This is a genomic window from Candidatus Diapherotrites archaeon (assembly GCA_016205145.1).
Taxonomy (GTDB): domain Archaea; phylum Iainarchaeota; class Iainarchaeia; order Iainarchaeales; family JACQJH01; genus JACQJH01.
Genome location: JACQJH010000002.1, coordinates 591,153 through 606,282, shown reverse-complemented (window position 1 = coordinate 606,282; position 15,130 = coordinate 591,153). Strand labels below are relative to the sequence as shown.

21 protein-coding genes and 3 tRNA genes are annotated in these 15,130 nt (G+C 51.3%); 7 read left to right on the top strand and 17 right to left on the bottom strand.

The window, feature by feature from the left end; all coding sequences use genetic code 11:
* Position 1: 1 nt before the first annotated feature.
* The 11 genes from ftsY to HY394_06480 all read right to left on the bottom strand — a co-directional run bounded on the left by ftsY (position 2) and on the right by HY394_06480 (position 5,597).
* A complete protein-coding gene (gene ftsY / locus HY394_06530; protein MBI4053660.1) occupies positions 2-1,006 on the bottom strand; it encodes a signal recognition particle-docking protein FtsY in 1,005 nt (334 codons plus the stop codon).
* 462 nt (positions 1,007-1,468) lie between these two features.
* Positions 1,469-1,966 (bottom strand): hypothetical protein, encoded by a 498-nt coding sequence (locus HY394_06525; protein MBI4053659.1) that lies wholly within the window; start codon positions 1,964-1,966, stop codon positions 1,469-1,471.
* Positions 1,963-2,169, bottom strand: a complete 207-nt coding sequence (locus HY394_06520; protein ID MBI4053658.1) for a 50S ribosomal protein L18a — start codon at positions 2,167-2,169, stop codon at positions 1,963-1,965. The genes HY394_06525 and HY394_06520 overlap by 4 nt, the downstream gene beginning before the upstream one ends.
* A 56-nt stretch (positions 2,170-2,225) precedes the next feature.
* Complete coding sequence (locus tag HY394_06515) at positions 2,226-2,888, bottom strand: translation initiation factor IF-6 (protein MBI4053657.1); 663 nt, start codon at positions 2,886-2,888, stop codon at positions 2,226-2,228.
* Between the two features lie 67 nt (positions 2,889-2,955).
* Positions 2,956-3,399, bottom strand: coding sequence for a 50S ribosomal protein L31e (locus HY394_06510; protein MBI4053656.1), 444 nt, complete (start codon positions 3,397-3,399; stop codon positions 2,956-2,958).
* Positions 3,392-3,673, bottom strand: a complete 282-nt coding sequence (locus tag HY394_06505; GenBank protein ID MBI4053655.1) for a hypothetical protein — start codon at positions 3,671-3,673, stop codon at positions 3,392-3,394. Before HY394_06505 ends, HY394_06510 begins: the two co-directional genes overlap by 8 nt.
* Positions 3,674-3,678: 5 nt before the next feature.
* Positions 3,679-3,996, bottom strand: a complete 318-nt coding sequence (locus HY394_06500; GenBank protein MBI4053654.1) for a hypothetical protein — start codon at positions 3,994-3,996, stop codon at positions 3,679-3,681.
* A gap of 16 nt (positions 3,997-4,012) precedes the next feature.
* The gene (locus HY394_06495; protein MBI4053653.1) at positions 4,013-4,597 is read right to left on the bottom strand and encodes a 30S ribosomal protein S19e; all 585 of its coding nucleotides are present in this window, start codon (positions 4,595-4,597) and stop codon (positions 4,013-4,015) included.
* A gap of 180 nt (positions 4,598-4,777) precedes the next feature.
* Positions 4,778-5,041, bottom strand: a complete 264-nt coding sequence (locus HY394_06490; protein MBI4053652.1) for a YhbY family RNA-binding protein — start codon at positions 5,039-5,041, stop codon at positions 4,778-4,780.
* Between the two features lie 12 nt (positions 5,042-5,053).
* Positions 5,054-5,386, bottom strand: a complete 333-nt coding sequence (locus HY394_06485; GenBank protein MBI4053651.1) for a ribonuclease P — start codon at positions 5,384-5,386, stop codon at positions 5,054-5,056.
* 100 nt (positions 5,387-5,486) lie between these two features.
* Positions 5,487-5,597, bottom strand: a tRNA-Gly gene (locus tag HY394_06480).
* Positions 5,598-5,754: 157 nt separating this feature from the next.
* Here HY394_06480 and tmk point away from each other — a divergent pair.
* A complete protein-coding gene (gene tmk / locus HY394_06475) occupies positions 5,755-6,435 on the top strand; it encodes a dTMP kinase (protein ID MBI4053650.1) in 681 nt (226 codons plus the stop codon).
* Positions 6,436-6,468: 33 nt separating this feature from the next.
* Entirely contained in the window at positions 6,469-7,473 is a 1,005-nt protein-coding gene (locus HY394_06470; GenBank protein MBI4053649.1) for a hypothetical protein, read from the top strand.
* A gap of 194 nt (positions 7,474-7,667) precedes the next feature.
* Here the strand turns inward: HY394_06470 and HY394_06465 are convergent.
* Positions 7,668-7,740: transfer RNA gene (locus HY394_06465), tRNA-Val, on the bottom strand.
* Between the two features lie 53 nt (positions 7,741-7,793).
* On the bottom strand, positions 7,794-8,078 hold the full coding sequence (locus HY394_06460; GenBank protein ID MBI4053648.1) for a hypothetical protein: 285 nt from the start codon (positions 8,076-8,078) through the stop codon (positions 7,794-7,796).
* A gap of 78 nt (positions 8,079-8,156) precedes the next feature.
* On the opposite strand from HY394_06460, the gene HY394_06455 reads away from it, so the two are divergent.
* A complete protein-coding gene (locus HY394_06455) occupies positions 8,157-8,579 on the top strand; it encodes a hypothetical protein (protein MBI4053647.1) in 423 nt (140 codons plus the stop codon).
* A gap of 72 nt (positions 8,580-8,651) precedes the next feature.
* Here the strand turns inward: HY394_06455 and HY394_06450 are convergent, their stop codons facing one another.
* Complete coding sequence (locus HY394_06450; GenBank protein ID MBI4053646.1) at positions 8,652-10,058, bottom strand: DNA primase; 1,407 nt, start codon at positions 10,056-10,058, stop codon at positions 8,652-8,654.
* A gap of 67 nt (positions 10,059-10,125) precedes the next feature.
* Positions 10,126-10,398 (bottom strand): YggU family protein, encoded by a 273-nt coding sequence (locus HY394_06445; protein ID MBI4053645.1) that lies wholly within the window; start codon positions 10,396-10,398, stop codon positions 10,126-10,128.
* Between the two features lie 116 nt (positions 10,399-10,514).
* Between HY394_06445 and HY394_06440 the strand changes: the two genes are divergently transcribed.
* The 4 genes from HY394_06440 (at position 10,515) to HY394_06425 (ending at position 13,095) form a co-directional block, all read left to right on the top strand.
* Positions 10,515-10,916, top strand: coding sequence for a hypothetical protein (locus tag HY394_06440; protein MBI4053644.1), 402 nt, complete (start codon positions 10,515-10,517; stop codon positions 10,914-10,916).
* Positions 10,917-10,979: 63 nt separating this feature from the next.
* A complete protein-coding gene (locus tag HY394_06435; GenBank protein ID MBI4053643.1) occupies positions 10,980-11,138 on the top strand; it encodes a hypothetical protein in 159 nt (52 codons plus the stop codon).
* Between the two features lie 63 nt (positions 11,139-11,201).
* Positions 11,202-12,929, top strand: a complete 1,728-nt coding sequence (locus tag HY394_06430) for a transglutaminase domain-containing protein (protein ID MBI4053642.1) — start codon at positions 11,202-11,204, stop codon at positions 12,927-12,929.
* Positions 12,930-12,937: 8 nt separating this feature from the next.
* Positions 12,938-13,095 (top strand) — tRNA-Gly (locus HY394_06425).
* Between the two features lie 208 nt (positions 13,096-13,303).
* Here the strand turns inward: HY394_06425 and HY394_06420 are convergent.
* The gene (locus HY394_06420) at positions 13,304-14,845 is read right to left on the bottom strand and encodes an ATP-binding protein (GenBank protein MBI4053641.1); all 1,542 of its coding nucleotides are present in this window, start codon (positions 14,843-14,845) and stop codon (positions 13,304-13,306) included.
* Between the two features lie 129 nt (positions 14,846-14,974).
* On the bottom strand, positions 14,975-15,130 hold the full coding sequence (locus tag HY394_06415; GenBank protein MBI4053640.1) for a hypothetical protein: 156 nt from the start codon (positions 15,128-15,130) through the stop codon (positions 14,975-14,977).

The following is a 15,130-nucleotide window of genomic DNA, read 5'->3' as shown; positions in this document are numbered from 1 at the left end:
TTTATGCCACTGCCCTGTCCACTATGAATTCCGGCCTGAACTCTAGCATATCATCATAGCCCTGGCCCGTGCCGATGAACACGACCGGCTTTTTTAGATTGTAAATCAGGGAAATCGTGGTGCCGCCCTTTGCATCAGTATCGATTTTTGTCAGCACGAAACCGTCAAGCCCGACAGTTTTGTCGAACTCCCTTGCCTGCTCTATGAGCGAATGCCCTGCCAAGGCCTCGCCGACAAACAGCTTCAAATCCGGCTTGACTACGCGCACGATTTTTTCTATTTCCTTCATCAGGTTCTTGTTTGTTTCCTGCCTTCCGGCTGAATCCACGAGAACAACCGGAATGCCTTTAGCCTTAGCCGCCTGCACTGCATCGAATGCCACTGCCGCAGGGTCGGAGCCGTAATTGTGTTTTACAACGCGCAATCCAAGCCTTTCAGCGTGCACGCCGATCTGCTCTATCGACGCGGCCCTGAAAGTGTCGGATGCCGCCAGAATGCTTTCCAGGCCGCGCTTTTTCAGATAGTGCGCGATTTTCGCAATCGTCGTTGTTTTCCCGGCTCCGTTGGGGCCCAAAAAAAGAATGACGAACGGCTTTTCCGCCTTTGATTTTGCCATGGCGCAAATGTCGATGCTTTCCGCCGCCATGGTTTCAAGCAGGCTTTTCCTTATCTCTGCTTTTATCGCTTCCTCAAACCTGTTCCCGTCGATTTTTTTTCCGGACAGCTCTTTTTTTATTCCGGCGCAAACCCTTTCCGCAGTGTCAGGCTCGACATCCGCTTCCAGCAGTGCAAGCTCCAGATCTTCAAGCAGGCCGGAAATTTCCTTTTCCGAAACAGTCACCGTGCCCGTGAAAAAACTTTTCAGCTTTCCGCCGAGCGAAACCTTGGCTTGGAGTTCGCGGCCTTTGATATCGTGCGGTTCAGCCGCTTCGTGCAGTTCCTCAGCCGGCTCCGCAAGCTCTTCTTCCAGAGTTCCGGGAATGGCGTGCGCTTCATGGCTGGGCATTTTTTTTGCCATGGCATCCTGCGTTTCTTTTTCTCTGACACTAACGGGTTTCGGGTGTTCTATGCGTTTTTCCTGAATTTCTGCAACGGCTTTCGGCTTTGCATGCAAGGCTTCTTCTCGTTCCGGGATTTTTTCTTCCGCTTTGTCAGGCTTTTGTTCAAAAACAGTTTTTTCGGCGGCGGGTGTTGCGCGGATTTTTTCAGGCTCCTCCCGGATTTCGATTGATTTTTCCAGCGCAATTTCAGGCGCCTTTTCTTCCGGAACGGGCAGCGCCTTTTCTTGTGGGGCTGGCTTTTCCTCTATGGCTTCCGGAACAGGCTCTGGCCTGCTTTCGTGCCTTTCGAAGACTTTTTCCTTGAGCTTCTGCGTGAAGCCTTCAAGCTTTTTCCTGAGCAGACCAAACATGCCGACACCCATAATAACAGAAATGAATGACGGAAAGAATTGGGTTGGAAAAGCCTTTTATTGCTGGCCTTGCATCTGCCTTCTTGCAAGTTCCTGTGTTCTCTGGATTATCTGGGCCAAAGCATTCAGGTTCTGGCCAAGGCCCTGTTCCTCGCGCTGCAGTTCCTGCATCGTCCGTCCGGTCTTTTCAAGCTCTTCCTGCACGCTTTTAATGGTTGCTTCGGCGTCATCGTCAACCATGACGTTGCCGGCAAGCAGTTTTTTGGCCTTTTTCACGTTTTTGGCTTCCGCTTCGATGTAAATGCCTGCTCCAAGCGCTACAAGTATTTTTTCGCCTTCTTCAGCCGAGCTGATTGCCTTGAGCGCGGTGCTCGCCAAAAGCATGTCCTGCCTCATCCCCGCCAGCGCCCTAATCCTCGACTGCACGGTTTCAAGCCTTGCCCGCGTGTCATTGTACTGCAGCAGTATCTGTTCGCCGGTCAGCCTTATTTCCTTCTGCTGGCCGTCAGCCTTGTTTTCCTGCGGCGGTTCCTGTTTTGCTTTTTTTGCGCTCATTGCCTTTTCGCCTTTTCCTTTGCCACGGCAATGCTTGTGATTTTTACCATCCTTCTCTTCAGCCTGTGCCTGGAGCCGAAAGCGGAGAGGATTTTCTCCTTTGCGAATTTTTCGTTTGCCGCCCCGACCCTTTTAGTGAAAGGCTTCTCAACGCCCTTTTCAACAATAATTCCTTTTGCCTCGAAAACTTTTTCATCCGCCATTGTTTCACCTTGCCATAGTTCTTTTTCCTGCAAAAACTTAAATTGCTTTGTTTGCCTCATCTGCCCATCAGGCCCTCGTCAATCCTCAAAAGCTCGAAGCCGCTTGTCTGTTCGCCGACAATGGCTGCCCTGCTGTTCGCAACAATCGAGTTGCCGACGCAGGCATCGCCGTAATTCGCGGTCGTCAGCGCGCCGTCAACCCCGAAAATTTTCCTGAGTTCGGCAAAGCTTTCCTTTGAAACGCCTGGGTTTGCAAGAAAGCCCCTGTTTGTTGCGACAATGCAGCTTCCGGCCAGGTCGGTGTCGGCTATTTTCATCGCCCTGAGTTCAACCTTCAAAGCCGTTTCCATGCCGCTTTTCGCTTCCTTGGAAAAGATTTTCGCGCACACCCCGCCATTGTCGTTTGCCCTGACAAGGTTTCCGACAGCGGCAATGTTGTCGACAACCGCGACGTTCAGGCCCAGGCCTTCAAGCTCTGAAATCTCTTTTTCTTCCGCGACGCCGGAAACAACTATGCCGTGGCTGTTCGCTGTTGCAAGCACGCCCAAGAGCGATGTGCCGGCAATGGTTGCGGGAATGGCTTCAACGCCGAAAAAATCAGAGAGTTTTTCAATCTCGTGCCGGTCAATGGTTTTCGGGAACAATCCGAATTTTTCGGTCACGACACAGAAAATCCCGACGTAAGGCGAACCCCTGATGTTCTTTTTGTCTATTTCCAAGAAACTCACGCGATAATATTATAGAACATCGGCCGGGCAACCCCTCGCCGCGGCTCCTTTTTCACAGTCAATTCTTTTTCTTTGCCTGCCGGTCCGCCTGCTGTTCGATAAGCTTTTTCTCTTCCTTCTTGCGTTCCTTTTCCTCTTCGGCTTTTTTCTGCTCTTCCGTTGCCTCGGCCTTCTCTTCCTTTTCCTCTTTGGCCTTCTTTTCCTTTTTCTCTATCTTTTCGTCTTCGAGGTAAACGCCTGCCTGTTTTCCGTCGCTCAAGGCCTTGACCCTGACTTTCCTTGTTGCCTTCTCCCTGCCGTGCGACCACAGCAGTTCGTTCAGCTTCTGTGAAACCTTCACGTTTTCAACGCCAACCTTCATGTGCCTTGCAATGAACACGCGTATTTCGGAAACAGCCTTGTTCGCCCGCTTCGGCCTGGTCTGCCTTTTGACCTTGGAAAGGTTGACCGTGAAATTCCTTTCAACTTCCCTGGCTGAATCCTTTTTTTCCTTTTTAGGCATCCCTGTTCACCCTCAGCTTCTTGACAAGGCCTCTCTTGGCCATCTTTTTCTGCCCCATCTTTCTCTTCTTTTTGCGGGCTTTCAGCTTTTTCTCGGTTTTCCTGAACTCGTCGCCGAAATCTGTTTCCTTCCAGTGCCTTTTCTGCTTGGGGTTCCAAATCCTCTTCCCGGCTTTCTGCATAACCCAGACAGGCGCGTTCGTCAGGCCGGGCCCGATTTTTTTCCTTTTGGCAATCAGGAAACCCTTGAATTCTTCAGTCTTGTTCTTTGCCACAAACATCACTTTCTCGTTATTTTCATTTCCCTTTTACGTGAAAGCCTTTCCAGAATCGCTTTCACCTGCAAACCGTCAATTTTTCCGTCCAAACCGTTCTGCACAATGTAAATTATCGCCTGGCAGGCCGCGTCATACAGCTGCCTGTTGACAAGCCTGACATTGCCAAGCCTTTCCATTGCGTCTTCGGTCAGGAACTTTTTGAGGACCGCGCTTATCTGCGCGTCGGCTTCGGCCTGCCTTTGCGACTCCTGCGCAATTTCGGCATGCCTTCTCTGCAATTCCTCAAACTTCCTTTTCCTCGCATCCTCCAATTCATCCATAAGCGCGGAATTTCATTCAGGAGCTGTCGTCGTCCCTTTTCTCCTTCTTTTTCTTTTTGAACTTTTCCTTTTCCGCAGGCTTCTTTTCAGCACCGGCCTTCCTGAGCTCTTCCCTCATCGCGCTTCCGGCTCTCGGCTGCCTCTTCTTTTCCACAAGCCCGGCAAGCCTTTTATCCTCAATCTCTTTCTTCCAGATGCCGGCAATCGCTTTCGCATTGTCGTTCAAAAGCTTCTGTCCCTTCGGGGCAATGACCCTGCCGACCTTCGCCTTTTTCACAAAACCCTGCTTTTCAAGCTCCTGCAATGTGGAGCGGATAATCTTGCCCGAAGCCTTGTAAACGTGTTCCGGCTTCACGCCGCGGTTTTTCCTTCCGCCGTAATAAGTGCGCAGTCTTCCTGTTCCGAGGTTGCCTTCCTTGAAAATCCTGTACAATACGGAAGCGCTCCTGTAATACCACCAGTCGGGGCTGTCAGGCGCCCTCTCCCTGTTCATGCCGGTCTTGACGAACTCCGTCCACTCCGGTTTAGGGTAATTGTTTTCCTTCAAGGACTTGGCAACTTCCTCTATCAGCCTTCCGGCCGGAACATCAAAGACTCCCAAAAATCATCACCATTTTCGCTTCTTTCGAAGCATTTGCTTTACGGGCATTGCCCGAAGCTTCCAAAATTAGAAGCCGATTATACGTTTCTCTCGGATAAAACCTTTAAAAAGCTTTGTTAGCAGGGCTGACGCCCCTCGCACGCCCCCTTGGTGGTGCCGCTGTTGCGGCACCACTTATGCTCAACGGCCCCTGCCCTCTTCCCTTGCATGCGCGTGGAACACGACAGTGCTGCCCTTGACTTCCTCGACGCTTGCATTCACTTCCAAGGCAATCTTTTCCGCCAGGAGCTTCCTGTTTGCCTTGAGCGCCGCCAGGACCTTGACCTTGACAAAACGCCTTTTCGCAAGCCGTGCTTTCAGCTCTTCGACAAGCGCCTTGGAAATGCCGTTCTTCCCGATCTGCATTTCCGCCTTCAGTTCATTGCCCGCTTTTTTGCCCGCCATACAAAACCACTTTCAACTCCGTTCCACCACTTTTGCCTTCTTTTCCTTGGCGCCCATCTTTTTTATGCTACCACAGCCGAGGCATGAAACAACAACCATTTTTCCTGAAACCCGCACAGTGCAGTTTTTTCCCGGCATCAGAAATGCCTTGCATTTTTTGCAGAACCTTGCCTTCAATTCAACCGGCAGCCTTGCCCTGTTCCTGTCCCGGATTTTCAATGCCAGTTGCACATACCTTTTCGACCTTCCGCCGGAAGGCTTTTCCAGTTCCTTTTCCGCCAGCTCGAACAGGCGGTAAATGCGCTCCAACGCGATTTTTTGCACGGACAATTTCTTCGAAGCCATCAGAACCAATTTTTTAGTTGCGCCCGTCGGGAAAACTTTTGATAAAAGTTTTATCAAAATTCACGGCAATAGGCCCATCTCGCTTTGCTCGATGGGCCAATGCGCCCGCCGGGAGTCGAACCCGGGCCGCGACCTCACCTCGACTTTTTTGCAAACTTTTTTTCTAAAAAAGTTTTGGAAGGGTCGAACGCTACCACTACGCTACAGGCGCTCGGCGATTTCGTCCGCCGAGTCCGACGCCCGATTCGCTTCGCTTCATCGGGCTGCCTCGCTTCGCTCGGAACGCTTTCCGGCCGGTGTAGGTTCTGATGGAACCCAGCCAGCCGGAACGCCAACAACTTTTTCGGCGGAAAATTTTATTAACCTCTTTGTCAGTTATCTTCCCGTTCCGGTGGCTGGTTTTGAAGGGCAAACTCATAGTTTTCGAGGGAATTGACGGTTCGGGGAAGTCCTCGCAGTCGAGGCTTTTTTTCAGGCGCCTGCGCAAAAAAAACGTTCCAGGCGTTTTCATGGCGTTTCCGCGCTACAAGACATTTTTCGGCTCGCTGATTTCAAAATACCTTAATGGCGGCTTCGGCAACCCTTACAGGATGGCGCCGGAAGTGTGCATGATGCTTTACTCTATTGACAAGTATTCCGCGTCCGCAAAAATCCGCAAGGAACTCGAAGCGGGAAAAATGGTCGTCCTGGACAGGTTTGTGGCCTCGAACCTCGCGTACCAGAGCGCAAAGTACACTGACGAAAAAAAGCAGGCGGAATTCATTGAATGGGCGAAAAACGTGGAAGGCAGGTTTCCCAAGCCCGACCTCACTGTACTGCTTGACGTTCCGGCTTCTATGTCGAGGAAGCTGATGAAGGACAAGAAAAAGGACTTGCATGAACTGAACTTTTCGTACATGGAGCGCGTCCGCAGGATTTACCTGCGCCTTGCTGAAAAGGAAAACTGGCTCGTAGTGGACTGCATGGAGTCCGGCAAGAAAATCAAGTCCATTGCAGAAGTGTCGGATGAGGTCTGGAAAAAAATTTCGGCAAAGATTAAGATTAAATAATACTTAACCGCTTCTTTTGACGGTGACCCGAGAATGCAGTTCGAACAGGTTTTGAAGTTTTCCTACAGCTGGCTGAAAGAAAAGCGCAGCGTGAAGTTTTTTGCCGCAACAATCTGCCTGGCACTGGCGTTTTACACCCTTTTGGGCGGCCTCATTTTCCTTGCGGCGGGTCCCGCGGTAATGTCGCTGCTTTCGGGCGACGCCCTCAGTGCCACGGCAGGATTTTTGTCCGCATTGCCGGCAATCATCGTCGGCGGCATCATAATCTACATTGCATATATTGCCCTGATGTTTTTCATCCAGGCCAAGGCAGTGGTTTTCGGCATGTCAAAAGCCGGTTACCGGCATGACATTGTTTCCAAGTCAAAGGTTCTCAGGTTTTTGCTGCTCTCGATTGCGGAGGGTTTTGTGGCGCTTTTTTCGCTTTTCAAGCCCAAGCTCCTGGCTATTCTGGGCGTCTCCCTGGTGCTGTTTGTCGCGGGAATAATTTTTGCGAAAACAGCCGGCCTGATCGCAACTCTCATGATAATAACCGGGTTTGTGGGCCTCCTGGTTTACGTTGCAGTAATAATTTACAATTCATACAGGCTTTCAGTGGCGGTGCCGATTTTTTTTGAAACCAACGCCGGCATAATGTCCTCGCTTAAGCAGTCGTGGAAAATTACACGGGGCAACGTCCTCAACATTTTAATTTCCGGCATAATAGTTTTCGTGCCGCTGTTCGTTGCGGCATTCGTCCTTGACCTGGTCGCAAAGGCGCCTGCCGGCTTCATGTATGCCAGCCCGGCTTCCATCAATGCAATGCTCGCAACAATGGCATTATCCACAATCGCCGGCCTAATTGTCCTGCCCGCACAGATTCTCATCGAAACATTCTTTCACGTCGGCATTTACAGGGAACTTTCCCCGCCAAGAAATGCTCAGCAGGCAGTCCGGCAGCCCGCATGGAAAATAGAGCCTATTTCAGACAGGCCCGCAAGGCCGGCGCCCAGAAGATACAGCCGCCCGGCGCAGAAAACGCCTGCAAGAAAAAGATAAGCGGTTTGTTTCAAATGCAATGGGGGGGGCTTCGGCCTCTTGCAATCTAATTTTTGGTACTGCTTACTCGGCTTATTGCAGCAGCATGCACCGGAATCCCAAGATTCCGGGCACATGGCAAAATCGCGATTTTGCCATGATAAGCCTTGGTTCGTACCCGCCGGACGTGACGGCTGCGGACGAAATCGGCTGCTTGGGCCCGGGCGGGATCGAACCGCCGACTTACGCCTTGTAAAGGCGTCGTCGTAACCGCTGGACCACGGGCCCTCAAACGATTTTTTCGGGAAAAAGGTTATTAAAAGCGCTTGCAGGGCATTTCATCATTCGCTGTTTTGCCCGCGCCGGTCGATATACCAATACGTTTTTCTCTTCCCGTCGCGGCTTTCGACTATGCCGATGAAATCTTTTTGCCTGTCCGGAATCATTTCGGGAACGCCGAAAGCGCGCTTGTAAATGGTGTAGGCTTCCAAAGCACGGCCCCTCGCATAATGCAGGGCGCCGGTTCTGTGAGTCTCCTTGTCTGCCTCTTGGCGCAGGTTGAATCCGTCCCTTTTGAACTCCCATCCGGTCCTGCGTTCCATTTCGCGCGCACTGTGCCGTGGCATGATGAAGTTTGGGCAACAAAAGTTTAAATACTGAAAGCGTTTATTATTTAGGTTTTCTGACCGGCGGAGTGTTATTTTATGAAGCGGGTTATTTTGTTGAGATTTGGCGGCAGGGACGTGCACCTGCCGAAACTTATTGGCGCATTCATACTGTTTGCCGCGGTCCTGATGTTTTTCAGGGCAACGGCTGTAATGTTCGATTCCTGGGACGTGACAAAGGACTGCATTGACAAGGCGACGACAAAGGAAACGGTTTTGGAGTGCCAGGACAGCATTTACAAGATAACCGGCATCCACTTGAAGCCCGGTGCAGGCGAAATAACGACCAGGCAATTGCTTGAAATCTTTTTGGGGCCGATTGCAAACCTCTTGTTCTGGGGCGCGGCGGTAATCCTTGGCCTCCTGCTTTACCGCACAGGCAGCCTGACAATTCCGATTGAAGAAACTGTCGCTGACTTGCGCGACGTTAAAAAGCGCGAGTGGCCGAAAAAAAGAAAATAAGAAAAAGGGGCGGAAAATCCGCCCAACCTATTTTTTTTCAATCTTTTTTTTTGAAAACCTTTGCCGTTTTTTTTAAGACAGCGTTATGATTTTGATTTCCGGTGTTTCCGGAACGCTGCCCTTTTTAACGCCGACAATGGTTTTGACCCCGCTTTTCACTGCCTCGTCAACAAGCCTTTTGGTCACGACACCGTCGAAAATGACCGTGTCAATGCCCTTTTCGGATTTGATTGTCTTCAGCAAATCCCTTACAGGCACTTCCGCGATCGCGTTTTTCTGCGAGTCCAGGAGCCTTGCCTTCAAGGAATCCTTTATTTCGCGCATTGCATCGGAGAATTCCGCCGCTTCCGGCGGCAGGTTTGCCGGTATTTCCCTTTTCTCGGGCGCTTCGGTTGTGCGCGAGAAAGACATTCTCATTCTCGGCGCGCCCGGCCTTCCGCCGCCTCTCTGTGGGCGTGAGGAAAACCTGCTTGGCCTTCCGCCGAAGCCCTGCCTCGGCTCAAACGGAGGTCTTCCGCCGAAGCCGCCTGTTCTCGGCCCGTGCTGTGGGCGCGGTGAAAACCTTCCAGGACCCCTGCTTCTCATGCCGCCATGCATGTCGGAGCGCATTGGCCTGTCAAAGGACCTTTCCTCAAAGCCTGTTGAAGGCTGCTCTGGACCGAGGTTCATTTCGCTTATCGGAATTTTTTTGCGGAGCGCCATGACGATTTCCTTTCTCGTGAGCTCTTCGACTTCCTTGCCTTCCGGCGCCTTTGCGACAAAGTCGACTTTCGCCGACTGCTGGAGCCTTCTCAGGTTCAACAGCCCGCCCCGGTCGCCGTCAAAGAAAACCGTGATGCTTTTTTTCGAGCACAGCTCTATTATTGTCGGGCTTACTGTGGAGCCTTCGACCGCAATCACGTTTCTCACCTGGTTGCGCAAAAGATTCAGGACATCCGCCCTGCCTTCGACCAGGATTATTTCGTTTGAACTGTCAATGTCGGGGCCGGCTGAAAGGTTGTCCGTGCCGTAAGAAACTATGTCGGCTGCCCAGACGTCCTCCTTTATCTCTTCCGCGAGCTCCTGCGCCTGCGGTAATGTCATGTTCAGCTTTTTCAGCAGTTCCTTCGACCTTTCGATTATTTCCTTGCGTTTCGCGCTGCGAGTGTCGTCAATCGTGAGAATCTCGAATTTCGACTCCCAGGGGCCGACCTTTTCAACAGTTTCAATTGCGGCCGCAAGGATGCTTGTCTTGACCATGTCCATCGAGCTTGGAACAAAAAGTTCGCCGGCGGTTTTTCCTTCAACAGTGGTGCTGTTGATTTCAATCCTGCCGATTTTGCCGTTCTTCTGCAGTTCCCTCAAATCGAGGTCGTCGCCGATAAGGCCTTCGGACTGGCCGAAAACCGCGCCGATGATGTCATGCTTGTCCACGACGCCGTTTATCTCAAACTTGGCCTTTATCATGTACTTTACGTTGTTTATGTAAGTTTTTGCCATTTGCAAACCACTTCCGTCAATTTTTTTCGGCCGCTAGAATCAGGCAAATTCCTGGAATTTGCATTGCCTATTTTTGGAAGTTCGCGAGCCTTGCGAGGACAAAATCCTTCGGTTTTTCGATGAGGATTTCTTTTGTCCTGGCTTTTTCCCCGCTTACAATTGTTGCCTTTGCTTCAAAAAATTTTTCAAGTTCTTTTACGATTTCGGCGTTTGCCTTTCCTTTGTCAGGAGGGGCTGCAGCCCAAACTTTGAGCGCGCCGGTCCAGGGGTCAAAGTCCCCGACCGCGAATTTTTCCGCGTTCGGGACAACCCTTATTTTCAAAACAAAATTTTCAACCATCAAGCTTCCAAAAAAGTGCAAAATCCAAGCCAAAAAAGGCCCGATTCCGGCACCGCTTATGAAATTCTAAAACACTTATAAATGTGAAGGCTTATTAATGTTTACCGGGGCTGAAAATGGCGAGGTATGACAAGGGTGCTAGCGCCGAACGCGAACTCAACCAGCTTTTCTATGCCCTGGGTTTTTCTGTCGTCAGGATAGCCGGATCGGGCAAATCCAGCCTTCCAGCGCCAGACATAGTTGCCCTGAGGCCCGGAAAACAGCTTGCCATAGAGTGCAAGGCCTGGAAGGGCAATTACCTGAACATTTCCAACCAGCAGATGGCGGAGCTTGCCTCCTGGTCCGAGCGGGCGGGCACGGACTTTTTCGTGGGCTGGAAGATTCCGCACAAGGGCTGGAAGTTTTTGAAGCCGGAGCAGTTCAACAGGAGCCAGAAAGCGCACTCGATTTCGCTTGTGAAGGCCATGAAATCCGGCCTGCCATTGACGATTGTCGCGGGAGCCCAGGCGACTCTTTGATTCTGTTTTTAAAACCATTCAGGGAAAAATCTGTCAGAAAGGTTTTTTTAAAACGGTTTTTTTATGCGCCTCCAGCTTGACGAAATAATCGCTGAATTGAAACACCGCCTTGAAGGCGAAAAAAGCATCCGCAACTCCATGTGGCTTAAGGATGCGGTCGAGTCGATTGAAAAGTACAAGGCGGCAAACGAGGGCATTGAATCCAGAATCCTGAGAAAGTAGCCCCCCGCAACGCTCTTTTTTTCTGCAAAAAAAATTATTAACCTGCAGTGCCTATTCTTTCCCATGCAAAAAACGGCCTTTTTACTGCTTGCGGTTTTTGCCCTGCTTCCTGCATTGTCTGCGCAGGAAATAGGCGATTTTCCGACTAACATTCAAGGCGTGAATGCCGACGTTTCAATCAGCGCAAACGGCTCTGTTGCCGGCAGCCTGCCGCAGAACGGAAAAGTCATAGTGAAACTGCTCACGTTCTCGGAATCCGGGCACCAGTCGATTAACAGCATACAGGAATTCGTGGAAATCAACGGCAACAGGGTTTACCCGACATATGAGAATGACAAGTACGGGAACAGGTTCGCGGTTTTCGAGCTTTACGAAACAGGCGGCTTTTCCTATTCGATTAAGGCGAACATTGAAACGCAGGCAAACATTTCCGGCCTCAGCGACTATGATTTGGGCCTGCCAATAAGCCGCTATCCGGAATTCGTTCAGCCGACGCAACACGTCGAATCGAACGACTCCGCCGTAAGGACAATCGCATTCAACGACTTCAACTCAAATTCGTGGATTGAAACAGTCAAGGACATAGCGGACTGGGCGCACAATTACGTTACCTACGACTGGGCCTACTATCCTGAAACCTATTCTACTTTGCAGGTCCTTGAATCAAGGCGCGGCGTGTGCGACGAGTTCGCAACCTTGTCGGCGGGGATGCTGCGCGCAAGAAACATTCCCACAAGGTTTGCGGTCGGCGTTTCCTATTCCGCCGCAAAATGGGCCAACCATGCGTGGAACGAGGTTTTCAGTCCAAGCGCGGGCTGGGTGCAGGTCGACTCGACTTACGGCGAAGTCGGCTTGGTCGACGGCACACACATAACAATGGGCGTTTTTTCCGATCCGAGCGAGGCGGCTGACAGAATCTCGTTCCCGGAAACCGCAAAGGTCAGTCTCGGGGAAAAAACCATCGACGTCAAGGTCAACAGCATAAAGCGGTTTGAAAACGTTCTCGGCGTCGAGGTTCCCGGCCTTGAAATGGACACCGGAGAATGGACAACATTGCAGGCACAGGTCACAAACCTGCTTTCAACCTATAACATCGTTCCATTGGAACTTGTCCTGCCAAAAGACTTTGAAACCGAAAAGAAAAGCCAGACCCTTTCATTCAAGCCGAATGAAACCAAAACAGTGGAATGGAAGCTGCGCACCGACACCCCGTTGCAGGAAAACCAGTACCTTGAAGGCGAATTCAAGATTTTTTCCACGGGCAGCGAAATAACGCGCAGCCTCAAGGTCTTTCCAGGCTCAGGCCCTGAAGGCCAGAAGCTCCAGGTAACACAGGTGATCCCGATCGTAAAATCCGGCGTCCTTTACCTGAACATTTCCGTTGCAAACAAGGGAACGGCGGACGAGCCGGTTTCAATCGCAATTCCGGGCCTGCTTGAATCGCCGCAACCCGAAACCGTTCCAGGCCTGGCAGAAAAAACGTTTTCCATGCGCCTGCCATTGCCGCAGACAAAGCGGTTCGAAGTTTCAGTTGCGGGAAACGGCCTTGAGTACTCAAAGGAGATAATTTTGCAGGAAACAATCGCGCCGCCCCCGCAGGAAAAGCCCGAAACGCCGGAGCAAGGCGGCAATAGCCTGCAGGGCGGGAACAGCCCGGGTGGCATAATAAGCGTTTCAAGCCTTCCGAACCTGAAAGGCATTGTTTCAGATGAAACGCTGATGCTTGCGGGCGGAATCGCGGTCCTAATAGCTTTGGGGATTGTTTTAAAAGGCTTGATTTCAAAAAAGTAATCCTGCAAGCGACCATGGTCTAGCGGTTAGGATTGGACCTTGCCAGGGCCCTTTTTCTTTTTTGAAAAAGAAAAAGGTGTTTTCCCACAAAAGAAAAAAATTTTCTTTTTTGGAGGCGCAGGGCTGCAATCAGGTTCAGGTCCGGGTTCGACTCCCGGTGGTCGCAACCGTCATCGCCCGGTTGGTGCGACGTTGAGGGGCTTCGCAAGGCTCAGCCCCTCTGCCGGCCGGGTGACTTTTGATAAAACTTTTATCAAAAGTTTTCCCGGCGGCGGTTTCGTCCGCCGAGACGTCACGCCCGTCTAGTGCGTGCGGCACGTAAAGTGCCGCTGGCTCGCGTTGCTCGCAACGCCGAGTAAGCTTACTCTTTTTTTTTACAAAAAGCTTTCCGCTTCCTCGCGGTTTTTGCCTTCGCTGTTTTCAAAGTCGATTGCGGCCTGCTCCAATGAAAACTCGTGCCGGCTTGGCGCGCTCCTGCGTTTCCGGAACTTGAAGAAAACCGGAAAGCTGACTGCTTCGCCGACGATAATCCCTTCACCGACCCTGAGAGAGGAAATCATTGACTGGGTTCTGGCGTCGATGCCCTCGGAGGTTTCGCCGATGTGCTTCAAATCATATGGGTTGGTTATGCGCAAAATTATGTGAGTGTTGCACTGCGACAGCGTGGTAGTGTCCAATTGCACGGGCCTCTGCGAAATCAGGCACAGCGAAGCGCCGAATTTCCTTCCTTCGCGTGCAATGGTTCGGATGATGCCGCGCGCTACAGCCTTTTCCTCCGAAGCCTTTTCCGGACAGAATTGGTGCGCTTCTTCCAGAATGAACAAAAACGGCGGAATGGCTTTTTCGCGCCTTTCGTGGAAAAGCTTTCTCGCAAAATAGCCGACAATGACCTGCTTTTTTTTCAGGTCAACAATGTCTGACAGGTCAACGATTGTAAGCGTTCCGGGTTTGGCAAGCTCTGCCACTCCGGGATTGTCGGTTTTGCCGAAAAGATGCAAATCTTCCAAACCGTCAACCCAGCCTACGAGTGCGGCTTTCGTGGCTTCCTTTATTTCACTGTCCCTGGCAATTTTCAAGCGCACCATTGCAAGGTCGAATGGGCCGAGGCCATCGCGCATTTCCTGCTTGAGCTGGGACAAAACCCTTCCAAGGTCGCGTTTTTGCGCGTGGCTCAAACCGGGAATGATTCCTGAAATCAGGTTCACGTCCAGCCTCGGCACGCCAATCTGGATGTTCCTGGCTTTCACAAGCCTGGTCACTGAGGAAAAATCCTCAAAGCCCTTTTCTTTCACGGGCTCGGCAAACGAGCTGTATTCGCCGTGCGGGTCCATGACGATTGTCGCGATGCGGCCGAATTCTTTTTTGCGCGAAAGCAGTTCCTCGAGCAGGACGGAAACACCATACGACTTGCCGCTGCCGCTCATGGCCAAAACAGCAAGGTGCTTTTTGAGGAGGCCGCTCAGATTCAGCTTGACGGGCAGGTCGTGGTATTCCACCGAACCGATTTCAAGGCCGGACTGCAAATCAAACCCGAGGAATTTTTTGAGATTTTCCCTGTCAGAAATCCTGACTTTAGTGCCTGGGCTTGGCGGATAACTCGGCCTTTTGATCATTCCGTCCGCGAAAACCCCCAATGGCCGTGTCTTTGCGAGAAGGTATTCCCATTCCCCGATCGGAAACTGTTCAAGCATTTTCGTGCCCGAGCTTTCAAATTCCTTGACCGAGTCGGCTCGCTCGAAATAGCGGTTTGTCTTTATCACGTCGTTGACAAGGCAGACCATCGTTCCTTCGCTGTAATCGAGTTCGACAAACTGGCCGCGATGCACGATTCCGTGCGTGACGACAAAATCGACAAGGTTAGGCGACGGGCCCTCAAAGCTTGAAATCACGGTTCCGATTTCCCTTTCATCAGCCACGCTTTTTCACTTCTTTTCCGATTTTGCTTTTCCTTTCAACTTTTCCCTGAAACGTTTAATAAAATCCTCGTTGCCATAAAGCGCAACCCATGCCGGCCGCACGAAACCAGTTGTTTTTACCGCGCATTTTCACTGCCCGCTTTCCTTGTTTTTCCAATATCTTTTTGTCACTGCCGCCCTTTTTTCCGGCGGAACATTGGCAAGGTTTCTGGAAAACCTTGACGCGCTTCTCCGCAGGCTTTCCACTCTTCTCCGCGGCTGAGTTTGGTGTATTCTGTTCGGCAT